This is a genomic window from Metabacillus sp. YM-086, assembly GCF_048059995.1.
Lineage (GTDB): Bacteria > Bacillota > Bacilli > Bacillales > Bacillaceae > Metabacillus > Metabacillus litoralis_B.
Map to the genome: position 1 here is coordinate 99343 of NZ_JBLUOI010000001.1, position 12708 is coordinate 112050.

General features: G+C 35.4%; 12 protein-coding genes. 11 read left to right on the forward strand and 1 reads right to left on the reverse strand.

The genetic code is table 11. The features are described from left to right. Positions 1-109: 109 nt before the first annotated feature. From ACEWK1_RS00525 to ACEWK1_RS00555, 7 genes are all read left to right on the forward strand, one after another. Complete coding sequence (locus tag ACEWK1_RS00525) at positions 110-1390, forward strand: MFS transporter (protein WP_121661606.1); 1281 nt, start codon at positions 110-112, stop codon at positions 1388-1390. 316 nt (positions 1391-1706) lie between these two features. Continuing rightward, entirely contained in the window at positions 1707-2084 is a 378-nt protein-coding gene (locus ACEWK1_RS00530; protein ID WP_121661607.1) for a VOC family protein, read from the forward strand. Between the two features lie 83 nt (positions 2085-2167). After that, the gene (locus ACEWK1_RS00535) at positions 2168-2836 is read left to right on the forward strand and encodes a response regulator transcription factor (protein ID WP_251403109.1); all 669 of its coding nucleotides are present in this window, start codon (positions 2168-2170) and stop codon (positions 2834-2836) included. After that, positions 2833-4170, forward strand: coding sequence for a histidine kinase dimerization/phospho-acceptor domain-containing protein (locus ACEWK1_RS00540; RefSeq protein WP_416635285.1), 1338 nt, complete (start codon positions 2833-2835; stop codon positions 4168-4170). Before ACEWK1_RS00535 ends, ACEWK1_RS00540 begins: the two co-directional genes overlap by 4 nt. 112 nt (positions 4171-4282) lie before the next feature. Next, complete coding sequence (locus tag ACEWK1_RS00545) at positions 4283-5197, forward strand: ABC transporter ATP-binding protein (RefSeq protein WP_251403114.1); 915 nt, start codon at positions 4283-4285, stop codon at positions 5195-5197. Continuing rightward, the gene (locus tag ACEWK1_RS00550; protein ID WP_121661611.1) at positions 5194-5901 is read left to right on the forward strand and encodes an ABC transporter permease; all 708 of its coding nucleotides are present in this window, start codon (positions 5194-5196) and stop codon (positions 5899-5901) included. Before ACEWK1_RS00545 ends, ACEWK1_RS00550 begins: the two co-directional genes overlap by 4 nt. Next, positions 5902-6621, forward strand: a complete 720-nt coding sequence (locus ACEWK1_RS00555; RefSeq protein WP_285849081.1) for an ABC transporter permease — start codon at positions 5902-5904, stop codon at positions 6619-6621. It abuts the gene before it with no gap. 40 nt (positions 6622-6661) lie between these two features. Here ACEWK1_RS00555 and ACEWK1_RS00560 read toward each other — a convergent pair whose 3' ends face one another. Next, on the reverse strand, positions 6662-7774 hold the full coding sequence (locus ACEWK1_RS00560; protein ID WP_416635289.1) for a chitobiase/beta-hexosaminidase C-terminal domain-containing protein: 1113 nt from the start codon (positions 7772-7774) through the stop codon (positions 6662-6664). 198 nt (positions 7775-7972) lie between these two features. On the opposite strand from ACEWK1_RS00560, the gene ACEWK1_RS00565 reads away from it, so the two are divergent. The 4 genes from ACEWK1_RS00565 to ACEWK1_RS00580 all read left to right on the forward strand — a co-directional run bounded on the left by ACEWK1_RS00565 (position 7973) and on the right by ACEWK1_RS00580 (position 12654). Then, positions 7973-9376, forward strand: coding sequence for a sigma-54 interaction domain-containing protein (locus ACEWK1_RS00565; protein ID WP_251403128.1), 1404 nt, complete (start codon positions 7973-7975; stop codon positions 9374-9376). Between the two features lie 302 nt (positions 9377-9678). After that, entirely contained in the window at positions 9679-11016 is a 1338-nt protein-coding gene (locus tag ACEWK1_RS00570) for an acyclic terpene utilization AtuA family protein (RefSeq protein ID WP_121661613.1), read from the forward strand. Then, the gene (locus tag ACEWK1_RS00575; RefSeq protein WP_121661614.1) at positions 10988-11317 is read left to right on the forward strand and encodes a hypothetical protein; all 330 of its coding nucleotides are present in this window, start codon (positions 10988-10990) and stop codon (positions 11315-11317) included. The genes ACEWK1_RS00570 and ACEWK1_RS00575 overlap by 29 nt, the downstream gene beginning before the upstream one ends. Positions 11318-11367: 50 nt before the next feature. Continuing rightward, on the forward strand, positions 11368-12654 hold the full coding sequence (locus tag ACEWK1_RS00580; protein WP_121661615.1) for a CitMHS family transporter: 1287 nt from the start codon (positions 11368-11370) through the stop codon (positions 12652-12654). Positions 12655-12708 lie beyond the last annotated feature (54 nt).

The window sequence follows — 12708 nt, forward strand, 5'->3', positions numbered from 1 at the left end:
GTCAATTCGGTTGAGGGTGAGTTAGATTCGGATGGTCTTTTAACTCATGAATATTCTAGGAAGATAGATTATAATAATGAAAGAATGAAAGAACTAGGAGCAAATACAAATGAACAAACATAACAGCAAGTACAGATGGGTCGTTTTTGCCTCCGTCCTATTCACCTATTTTCTTATAGTTAGTCAAAGAACGGCACCGGGCTTAATTACAGATCAATTAATGAAGGATTTTCATGTAACAGCTGCAACAATTGGCATGATTGCAAGTATTCAGTTTGTCGCATACGCAGGTTTACAGGTTCCGATTGGAATTTTATCAGATCGGTTTGGACCTAATTTTTTCCTCATTGTTGGAACATTTTTAACTGGAATTGGAACTGTGCTGTATAGTGTTGCACCCAATGAAATTGTGCTTCTTTTGGCAAGGTTAATTGTTGGAACTGGTGATTCGGCTATTTGGGTGAATTTAGTTTTAATTTTAAGTCAATGGTTTAAAGGAAATGAGTTTGTTAAATTAATTGGTATGGCTGGTATGGCAGGAAGTCTTGGCTTTTTTCTGGCATCCGTACCATTTTCGATATTTATAGGATTAACAGGGTGGAGAACTTCCTTTTTATCAATGGGGATCCTTTTGTGTTTTAGTGGACTTCTTCTTTATATGGTTTTGGTTCATCGTCCGAATAGAACGATGAAAAATGATCAATCAAATCAACCTTCTGCAAAGAAAACAGGTGTCAAACCTGAAAAAACAATGGTGATATTAAAGCGTATTTTTTCAACTCGTCAAGCATGGGCGGCTTTTTTCTGTCACTTTGGAGCTGTTGGTACATATGTGGGCTTTATTGGCTCCTGGGCCGTACCATATGGGATGAACGTATTTGATATGTCGCTTTCTAGTGCGAGTCAATTAATCATGTATGGTCTTATTGGAGCAATTATTGGTGCACCTTTAACAACCTGGATTTCAAGTAGAATTCACTCTATTAAAAAACCTTATTTAATTGTTCATATCATGATCTTTCTTAGCTGGTCGTCATTTCTCTTATTTAGTGGAAAACCGCCATTTTTTATGATTGTTCTCCTGTTTTTTATGATTGGTTATGGAAACGGTGCAAGTACCTTAACCTTTGCCATCGTTCGCCAATCTTTTGATCCTAAAGAAGTAGGGGTAGCAACGGGCTTTGCCAATATGGGTGGTTTTTTAAGTGCGGTTTTGTTACCAAGTATCTTTGGTAAAGTATTAGACTTTTTTCAAGTCTCTGAAAGTAATATCGGTTATTTCTATGGATTTATGATTCCCGTGGTTTTTTCATTAATAGGTTTATTTGGTGGATATCTTATTAAAGAACAACACCAGGAGGTTGTACAATCAAAGGAATTAACCTATTAATGGGGATAGTGAGTTTATTATTTATGAAAAAAATCTCCTAATAAGGAGATTTTTTCCGTTTTAAATGTAAAGTTGTCTTGCCAAATACAGAGTAAAACAAGGGGTATCAAAACTAGTGTAGAAGTTACATAATGAACTAAGAAAGGACAAACTATTAAGGGAGGGGTATGAGCAGATTAATCCATGTTGATCACATGGACCGAGTTAAAAGGTTTATGGTAAGGTTGTTAGTTGGTATATTCTAAAAATTGAGTGAATTTGTAGGATGCTTTATTTTGAGGCAGTCTTAGCAATGAATAAAAAGGAGAAAGACGTAATGATAAATAATGTTGGAAAAGTAACGGTTTATGTACAAGATCAAGAACAAGCAAAAGAATTCTGGGTAAATAAACTCGGGTTTATCTTAAAGTTGGAACAACCAATGGGACCCAGCGCTAAGTGGATCGAGGTTGGGCCTAGTGATGATGAATATACCACATTGGTTCTTTATTCAAAGTCAGCTATGGAGCAGCAGCAACCTTCAAAAGTTGCTCATCCATCGATTCTTTTTAGCACAGCAGATATTGAATCGGCTTATGAAGAAATGAAGCAAAGTGGAGTCAAGGTTGGTGACATGTTAAGAATGCCGTTCGGCACAATGTTTAGTTTTTATGATCAAGATGACAATGAATATTTATTACGAGAAGATAAATAAGTTGCAGTTAATGAAAGATCCCATCCTAAAAGGAGACCTTAAGATGGGATTTCTTAAATGTAAGAGTGAAAGCAGGGGAAGTTATGAATATTTTATATGTCGAAGACGAGGAAGAGCTAGGAGCGTGGGTTTATCAGGATTTAACAAAAAGAGGCTATCAAGTGACTTGGTTAAAAAGTGGAGAAGGTGCTCTAGAGCGAGCTGAGGACTCAGATCTTGCTATCCTTGATGTTATGCTACCTGGCTTAGATGGCTTTTCTATTGGTAAGAGATTAAAAAAGGCTTCACCTAAGCTACCAATCATCATGCTATCAGCGCGTTCACAAGTGGATGATAAGCTAGAAGGATTGCAATTTGCTGATGATTATATTACAAAACCGTTTCATCCAGATGAGCTTGCTGCAAGAATTAGTGTACTGTTACGTCGCTTTGATAAAATTATGCCAGCTGTGATAGAAGTACAGCATTTGCGATATTATCCTAAGCAATTTCAGCTATTTGATGATGAACTTCAGGAAGAAATAATTTTAACATCAAAGCAGCTACAAATTTTTAACTACCTATTAAAACATGCCGGGCAAATTATGACAAAAGAACAAATCTATGAATCAAATTGGGGGGAAGTCTTTTTTGAAGGGGACAAAACGCTTATGGTCCATATTCGTTATTTAAGAGAAAAAATAGAAAAAGATCCTGCTAAACCTACTATTATTGAAACAATTCGAGGAATTGGCTATAGGTTAAAGCAATGAAGAAACTAAGTCGTAGTTTGCAAACAAAATATTTAGTATTAATTATTAGTGCTATGTTTATTTTGCCAATTGCCTTTCCTCTTGCATCATTTGTAGTTTATTTACCGGCATTATTAGTGAATTACAATAAAATGGAAGTTTATCAAAGTGAAGAAATAGAATCAGAATGGCATGAAAAAGCTATGAATTTACAAAATCGAACTGATTCAGAAATTATTGATAGTTTAAAAGAAACAGTGAATGAACTTGAACACTCCACTGTTTTTTGGGTGGATAACACTGGAAAAACTCGATTTGCTTCGAATGAAGAGGTCACAGTTCCTGAAGTTTGGAATGCAAGTGATATTGTGTCATTTATGAAAGAAAGCTATGGAGGCGATCTGTTCACTGTTGTTTCTTTTATTGGTGAAGAAAAGAATGGTTTTATTGTGCTCCAAATTGATCGAAAGTATATGGATTACCCTATCCAGCAATTGGAGAATTACTTCGAAATCATCTATGCAGTCGTTGTAGGACTTTTATTGTTACTATTTATCATTCTGTTTTGGTTGTTTTTTCGAACCATTCAAAAAAGAATTGTGAGACTTCAGTCAACTATGGATGTAGAAAATCAGAATATTCCTAGTAAAGTAACAGTTGGAGAAATGGATGAATTAGGGCAATTAGAGGATTCATTTAATAAAATGATTGAACGCTTAGAGGCTGGAAGATTGCGTGAACAAGAAGAAGAAAAGCTTCGAAAAGAGCTGATTGCGAATTTATCCCACGATCTTCGTACTCCATTAGCAACAATTCGTGCCCATGCATATTCGCTAAAAAATGAGGATATCTCTCCAGAAGGACAAGAATCAATTACGATTATTGATAAGAAAATTGATCATATACATACCTTAATTGAAAATCTCCTATCCTATACTTTACTAAGTTCAGGAAAGTACACGTATAAACCAAAGGAGGTTGACGTGAATCGAGCGATTCGTCTTTCGCTTTCGGCCTGGTATCCAATTTTTGAGAAAGAAGGGCTGGAAGTAGACATTCAGTTATTTGAAAAAACATTGTCTTGGAGAATGGATCCAAATTGGTTTGAAAGAATATTGGATAATTTATTTCAAAACGTCGTAAGACATGCAAAGTCAGGCAAATATGTTGGGATCCTTTGCGAAGAAGATAAGATCATTATTAAAGATCATGGTCCTGGAATGAAAAATAAATCAGAGCAATCAGGAGTTGGAATCGGATTATCGATCATTGAACTTATGACAAAGGAAATGGGAATGATTTGGACTATTGATTCTTCGAACGAAGGAACAACGATCACCATATCGAAACCATAGTGAGTGCGTTTGATCTTATCAACGTACTCTTTTTATTTTTAAACAAAATTTAACCTTCCATACAACCCGATTTTAAGATTCTTTGTTTATTCTTTATTCAGAGGTGATAAACATGAGTCAATTTATAGTAGAAACGAACAATTTAACAAAAACATTTAAAGGATCAAAAGCTGTTAATTCAGTGAATTTAAACATACCAAAAGGATCTATATATGGGTTTCTTGGACCAAATGGTGCAGGTAAAACAACGGCTATTAAGCTGCTTTTAGGATTGATGAAAGAAACTTCTGGATCAATACAAATATTTGGAAAAGACCTAAAAAAAGACAAACAAATGATTCTTAGAAAGATTGGATCTTTAGTAGAATCTCCTTCGTATTATGGTCATTTAACCGCCAGAGAAAATTTACAATTATTGCAAGCGATATTACAAGTTCCAAAAGAACGAATTGATGAAGTGCTTGCTATTGTCCGCTTAGAAAAAGACGATAATCGCCCAGTTAAAGGCTTTTCATTAGGAATGAAACAAAGACTTGGAATTGCATCAGCTCTTCTAGGAAATCCTGAATTACTTATTCTAGACGAACCAACAAATGGACTGGATCCCTCTGGTATTATCGAGATTCGAGAATTAATTAAACGTTTACCAGAAAAATATGGGGTTACTGTCCTCGTTTCAAGTCATCTTTTATCAGAGATCGATCAAATGGCAACCGAAGTAGGGATTATTTCAAAAGGATCACTCATTTTTCAAGATTCTATTGAAGTTCTAAGAAAGAAATCGGTTAGCAAAATACGCATTCAAACAAACAATTCCAAGGCTGCATGGAACATTTTGATAAAAGAAGGCTTAAAAGGGGAAATTGAAGGGAATTTTCTTTCGTTTAAGCAAAACAAGAACAAAGAAGTCGCCGAAATTATTCGTATTCTTGTCCAACACAATTTGGACGTTTATCGAGTAGAAGAAGTGAAAAGGTCATTAGAAAGCATTTTTTTAGACATGACGAAAGAGGAGAAAAGCTTATGATCCTTCGGTTGTTACGTAGTGATTTTAAAAAGCTAAAAGTTGGAATGTGGATTCTTGTTTTCTTAGGACCGATTGGAATATTTGGATTAACGACTTTGAATTATATGCTTCGTTATGAGTATCTTCTTCGGCAGTCAGATGATCGCTGGATGCAGCTACTACAGCAAATAAATCTTTTTCTCGCACCAGCCTTACTTTTAGGAACAGCACTACTTGCCTCATTATCTGCAAATATTGAGCATGAAACAAATGCTTGGAAGCAGGTACTAGCGCTCCCTATAAGCAGAGTAAAGGTGTATTGTTCTAAGTTTATTATGATTAGTATTTTATTGTTTATTGCTACAGTTCTTATGTTTATAGGTACATGGTTTTTCGGTAGCCTTTATGGTTGGGAGCAACATATACCGTTTAAAGAGGTTGCAATCAACAGCTTTTATCCGTATTTCGCTGCAATGCCTATATTAGCCATACAGCTTTGGTTTTCAGTCACATCGGTTAATCAAGGAACACCGCTAGCAGTCGGCATCGTTGGTGCTGTTGTGTCCATGTACTCATATGGAGGTCCTGAATGGCTCATTTGGAAATGGCCGTTGCTTCAAAATAAATGGGAAATACCTGAAATTAGTGTGTTATTAGGAATTGTTGTTGGCGGACTCATTTTTCTTACCAGTGTTGTTCATTTTGAACGAAAGGATGTGCAGTAATTGCTAGGAAAATTATTATATATAGAATGGATGAAACTTAAAAAGTCAAAGGTTTTACAAATCTTGTCTATTAGTCCCATTCTATCCACTGTCTCCGCTTATTTTACTTTTACTGATTTTCCCGGTAATCAATGGATGAACTCGTTTTATACCATGATTATGGTTCAAGCTGTTTTGTTTTTACCATTACTTGCTGGTCTTTTTTCCGCTGCTGTCTGCAGGTACGAACACGCAGAGGGGGGCTGGAAACAGTTATTAGCATTACCAGTTAATCGAATTCAGGTATATAGTGCTAAGTATATTATTGTTTGCTTATTTGTCGCCCTTACTCAACTACTATTATTAGTAGGCTTATTTCTCGTAGGATACTTACATGGTTACAATGACCCTTTTCCTTGGCAGGGTGTTCTTGTTCGATTGTTTATGGGCTGGTTAGGCTGTTTACCCATTATCGCTTTGCAATTATGGGTTTCTACAGCATGGTCCAGCTTTGCTGCACCTGTTGCTTTGAATGTCATTTTAACTCTACCTAACATATTAATTGCAAACTCAGAAAAATTTGGTCCATGGTACCCTTGGGCACAACCATTTTTAGGAATGGTGTTAGAGCAGCAATCCGGTTTTACATTTTCGATTGAAACCCTGGTGTTTGTTATTGTTGGAGGGTGTGTGATTTTTACGATAGGTGGTTTGGTTTATTTTCAGAGGAAAGCAGTTTAGGTAAGAAGTGCCTGATAATTTTTGTCAGGCACTTCTTATACTATTGTTTAACTTGTCTAAACATCCAATCAATCATATCCTTGTTATTGTATGCTGGTACCCATGAACCGTGATTATAGCCTAATTCTGCAGGATACTCTGTATAAATAGGGTTTCCTCCCGCTTCTTTTATTACCTCAATAGCATTTCTTGTATGTGAAACAGGAATTACTGCATCATCTTCCGCATGAAAAGCCCAAATTGGTTTATCTTTTAAAACAAGTACAGATTCAGGATTTCCACCGCCAGCAATTGGGACCATAGCGGCAAAAAGATTAGGGTACGCAATATTTAAATTAAATGTTCCATAACCTCCTTGAGAAAGACCTGTAGAATATAGTCGATTTTGATCAATGTTGTAATCATTAATCACTTTTTGTAAGATATTGTAGGCCTTTCCTAGGTCTTCTGAAAATTCAAATACTCTGGCCAAATCGACAATATTATTCGAATTTCGAGTAATTCCAAATCCACCGTCATGTTGATTTCTTGCCTGTGGTGCAAGAACAAAGGCTGGATTTTTGGATTGATTTTCAGGTGCAGCCCATATGATAGCGCCATCATTTGCAAGCAATTGCTTCTGATTATCGCTTCCTCGTTCACCACCTCCATGAAGAAAAAGGACAAGCGGGTAAGAAACAGAAGGATCATAGTTTTCTGGAATATAAAGACGATAAGGCATGTTATTATATTCAAACTCTAGAAACTTATCAGCAATATCCTTTCTATTTACAAATTTGTAATTGAATGTGACCACTTTGCTACTAGTATTTCCTTTATTTCTTGTAAGTGCTTTTTCGTTAACGTTACCACGAATAGCAAAAGCCTTAATCGTTACATCTTCATCGATTGAAATAGGCTCAGAATATAAAGTACTGTTTTTAGTTGGTATACTACCATCTGTTGTGTAATAGATTTTAGTCGCCGGGGTACTAGTTGATAAGGTAACGAGCTGTTCCTTGTAATATAGACCAGATTTGTGCGAGGTAGATGGCGGTTGTACAACACCATTAGTTGGGTCGTTGTCTGCAAATGCTGAAAGAGAGAAAAGGAAGAACATAGAGAGTGTGACTACAGTAGCACTAATAAAAAATTTTAGTTTTCTTTTTAACACAAAATCCCCTCCGATTTCCAAAAAATAAGATTCAGAATTTTTTGTTAACGGTTACATCGTATTATGAAGAATTTTAAACTGTCAATATAAATCTTTTTATCATGTTAGTGAAAAAAGTGAATTTTTCTTGTTAGAATAAGGATTATACATACAAAAAAATTTATTGATAAAGATATGATTTATTTGAGGAGGTTTGACATGCTATATGAGAACTTTAAGGAGTTTTCCTTAGAAGATCAATTAGACTGGTTTAAAGCTACACTCCACTCAATTCATGATGGTGTTCTAGTAATAGATTCTAAAGAGATTGTTAAATTAATTAACCCTGAATATACGCGTATAACAGGAGTACAGCCTAATGAAATTATTGGAAAACCTCTTCGGTTAGTTCGTCCAAAAGCTCAATTAATTGAAACGTTAAAAGACGGAAAAGAACGAATTGGGGTTTATCGGAAAGAAGGAACTGTGGAATATGTTGTTGACATGGCACCAATTATATTAAACAACGAAATAATTGGGGCTGTTTCAATTTGTAAAGGGTTAACAGAAGTTCATAAGCTTTCAAAAGAACTAGAGAAAAACAAACAAAAACTATCTCAATTGAAAGAAAGAATGGACACCTTATATCAAGCTAAATATACATTCGACCAAATTATCGGTTCGGAAAGCGGACTGAAAGAAGTGGTTCACTTAGGAAGAAAAGCAGCTGAATCTAATTTACCTGTTTTAATTATAGGTGAAAGTGGAACAGGAAAAGAACTATTTGCTCAAGCAATTCATAATGCAAGTTCTCGTGCAGAAAAGCCATTTATCCCAGTGAATTGTGCGTCCATTCCGGCATCGCTCATTGAAAGTGAGCTTTTTGGATATACGGAAGGTACTTTTACAAGTGCTAAAAAGGGAGGAAAGCTAGGTTTATTTGAAATAGCAAATTTAGGTACAATCTTTTTAGACGAAATAGGTGAATTATCTTATGATCTTCAAGCTAAACTTTTACGAGTTTTACAGGAAAAAACACTTAGACGAGTTGGTGAAGCAGGAGAAAGACAAATTGATGTTCGTGTAATTGCCGCAACAAACCGTGATCTAAAACAGCTTATTGAAAAGAAACGATTTCGTGAAGATTTGTATTTTCGGTTGAATGTATTGCACCTTGATATTCCACCACTACGTAAAAGGAAGCAGGATATTCCTGACATTATTGATTTCATTTTATACAAGCACAACGTACATTCTGAAAGTGAACGGTATTATCGATTGCACGAATCAACCCTTACAATACTAAAAGCTTACGATTGGATCGGAAATGTAAGAGAATTGAAAAATACAATTGATTATGCTGTATGCATGGCAGACGAAAGAGATATTCTACCTGAACATTTACCTAGTAGCTTTCATGGAGAAAATATCAGTATCTCAAAAAGAAATTCTAACAATCTTTTAAAAGCAGCTGTTGAGGAGACAGAGAAAAAAATCATTACAGATGTGTTGCAAATATATGGTTCTGAACTGGAGGATAAGAAAAAAGCAGCTAAGGAGCTTGGGGTGTCTTTAGCAACACTTTATAACAAAATGAAAAAGTATCAACTATATGATTTCTAAAAAATTAGAAAAGAACTTTTGTTGTTCTAAGGATTTAGAATAACAGTATTCACAACTGATTGACGATTAAAAGAGGTTTATTAATTATTTGAAATTCTAAAATTTTAGAAACTCACATTTTAAAAACGCTTTCATTATGCGTTTTTTATTTTGGCATGGAAGTTGCATATATATCGGTGTACATGAATTTACAGGAAGGATCTGGTCTAATATTTGAAAATAAATAATTGCATCAAGAATCAAATTAATTAAAAGTACTAAAAACCAATTTTGTGTACTTTTAGTCTTATTGGGGTGAAAAAATGTTAAAGATCGGAAGTGGAGCTGGATTTTCAGGTGATCGACTTGAACCCGCTGTTGAACTGGCTCAAAAAGTAAACTTGGATTATTTAGTATTAGAGTGTTTAGCTGAAAGAACAATTGCCATTGCCCAGAAAGAAAAAAGGAAAGATAAAAATAAGGGTTACGATCCTCTACTTGTTGATCGAATATCTGCCTTATTACCAGTATTGGATAAAAAACGATTCCGAATCATAACAAATATGGGAGCGGCCAATCCAATGGCTGGCGCTAAAAAGATTATTCATATTGCAAGTGAAATGAATATTTCTTGTAAGGTTGCAGTTGTAACAGGTGATGATGTGATACAAGAGCTAGATAGTGAAAATGAAATCCTTGAAAACACTAATAAGGTTAAAGATTATCAAGTAATCTCAGCTAATGCCTACTTAGGAGCCAAGGCACTTATACCAGCTTTACAAACTAAAGCAGACATTATTATTACAGGACGTGTTGCTGATCCATCATTATTTCTTGCGCCGATGATTGATTACTATGGTTGGTCACTAACTGATTATGAAACCATAGGTCAGGGTACTGTGATTGGACATTTACTTGAATGTGCTGGTCAAATTACAGGTGGCTATTTTGCAGATATAGGAGAAAAAGAAGTTGATAGGTTAGCAGACATAGGTTTTCCATATGCAATTATTGAACGTGATGGAACAGCTATTATTTCCAAGACTCCCGACTCAGGTGGTGTAGTTAATTTACGAACTGTTAAAGAGCAATTACTATACGAGGTCCATGATCCAAGTCAATACCTAACACCAGATGTAACAGCAGATTTTTCTAATGTTAAGTTAACTCAGTTAGCTGAAAATGAAGTAAGGGTAGAGGGGGGGAAAGGCACGAAAAAGCCTAGTTCTTATAAAATATCTATTGGGTATGACGCAGGTTATTTAGGAGAAGGGGAAATTTCATATGCAGGTTCAACAGCTGTTCAAAGAGCTAAGATGGCGGAGTGTATATTAAATAATAGACTTTGTAAAAAGATTCAAGATTTAAGGATTGATCTGATTGGCATTTCCTCCGTTCATCGTACAAACTTAGGAAATGATCAACCTTATGAAGTAAGACTACGGGCAGCTGCTCTTTGTAAAGATATAAAAGAAGCTCATAGTATTGGAAATGAAGTAGAAGCACTATACACGAATGGACCGTATGGAGGCGGTGGTGCAAGAAAAAGAGCGACAGAATGTCTAGGTGTTGTTTCAACTTTTATAGAAAGAAATTTAGTTGATAAAAAGATACAAGTGGAGGTTATAACGAATGAACAGAAAGCGAATCAAACTATATGAGGTAGCACATAGCAGGGCAGGTGATAAGGGGAATACCTCTAACCTTTCACTTATCCCATTTAAGGAAAGTGACTTCGAATGGATAGGTCAGGTCGTAACTGTAGAAAGAGTAAAGGAGCATTTTAAAGACATTTTTGATGGTGATGTCATTCGTTATGACATATCATCTATTAAATCTTATAATTTTGTTTGCAAAAATAGTTTACTAGGAGGGGTAACGACCTCTCTTGCACTAGATACTCACGGGAAAAGTTTGAGTAGCGCTTTATTGGAAATGGAAATTCCTTTATTGAATGAATAGGACAGTAAACAACAGTTTGTAAGCGCTTAAAATATGTTAGGGGGAATCATATGTTAGCGACCTTAGGATTTTTAACAATCGGCGTTTTCTTATTATTGATTTTAACGAAAAGAGTATCTGTTATTGTCGCGTTAATTGTTGTTCCACTTGTATTTGCTTTAATTGGAGGATTTAGTTCCGACATTGGAACTCTTATGTTAGATGGAATCCAAAGTGTAGCTCCAACAGGAATTATGTTAGGATTTGCTATTTTATTTTTTGGTGTAATGAATAATGCCGGATTATTTGACCCTATTATTTCAAGAGTATTAAAGTTGGTAAAAGGAGATCCATTAAAAATTGTTATTGGAACAGCGGTTATTGCTATGGTTACTCATCTTGATGGATCTGGGGCTTCCACATTTTTAATTACAATACCAGCTCTTTTGCCTTTATATGATAAATTAAAAATGAATCGACTTGTTCTAGCAGGTGTTGTGGCATTAGGTGCTGGAGTAATGAATATTATGCCTTGGGGCGGGCCAACAGCAAGAGCTGGCAGTGCATTAGAATTAGATCCTGGGGCTATTTTTTCACCACTTATACCAGCTATGATAGCAGGAATAATTTGGGTGCTTTTTGTTGCTTATATCCTTGGTAAAAAAGAGAGAAAACGATTAGGTGTTACAGATATGGAATACAATTATGATCAAGAGCTTTCAGATGAAGAAAGAAAAATGAGAAGGCCGAAATTATTTTGGATTAACCTAGTTATTACCATCCTAACAATTGTCGCACTTGTAAAAGTTTGGCTTCCTCTACCAATAGTGTTTATGGTTGCATTTGCTATTGTTTTACTTATTAATTATCCTAAACCAAACGACCAACAAGAACAAGTCAAGAGTCAGGCACTTGGAATGGTAACCGTTGTATCAATTATATTTTCAGCTGGAATTTTTACTGGGATTCTAGGTGGAACAGGTATGATCGAAGCTATGGCATTAGCAATGGTTAATATTATTCCTGAGGGGATTGGAGGATCAATGGCTATAGTTGTTGCAGTGATTAGCATGCCAATCAGCCTTCTTTTTACACCTGATGCGTATTATTTTGGTGTATTGCCAGTATTAAGTCAGTCAGCCGAAATATATGGAGTTGCGCCGGTCGAAATGGCCAGAGCTTCCATCTTAGGTCAAATGACAACTGGTTTCCCATTAAGTCCTTTAACAGCTTCAACCTTTTTATTAATTGGTTTAGCAGGGGTTGAATTAGGGGATCATCAGCGCTTTATTTTTAAATGGGCATTTGGCACAACAATTGTGATGGCAATTGTCGCCCTTATTATTGGTGCGATTTGAGAACTAAAAAGCCAACTAATTCAGTTGGCTTTTTTAACTAGGTTCTTATTAAAA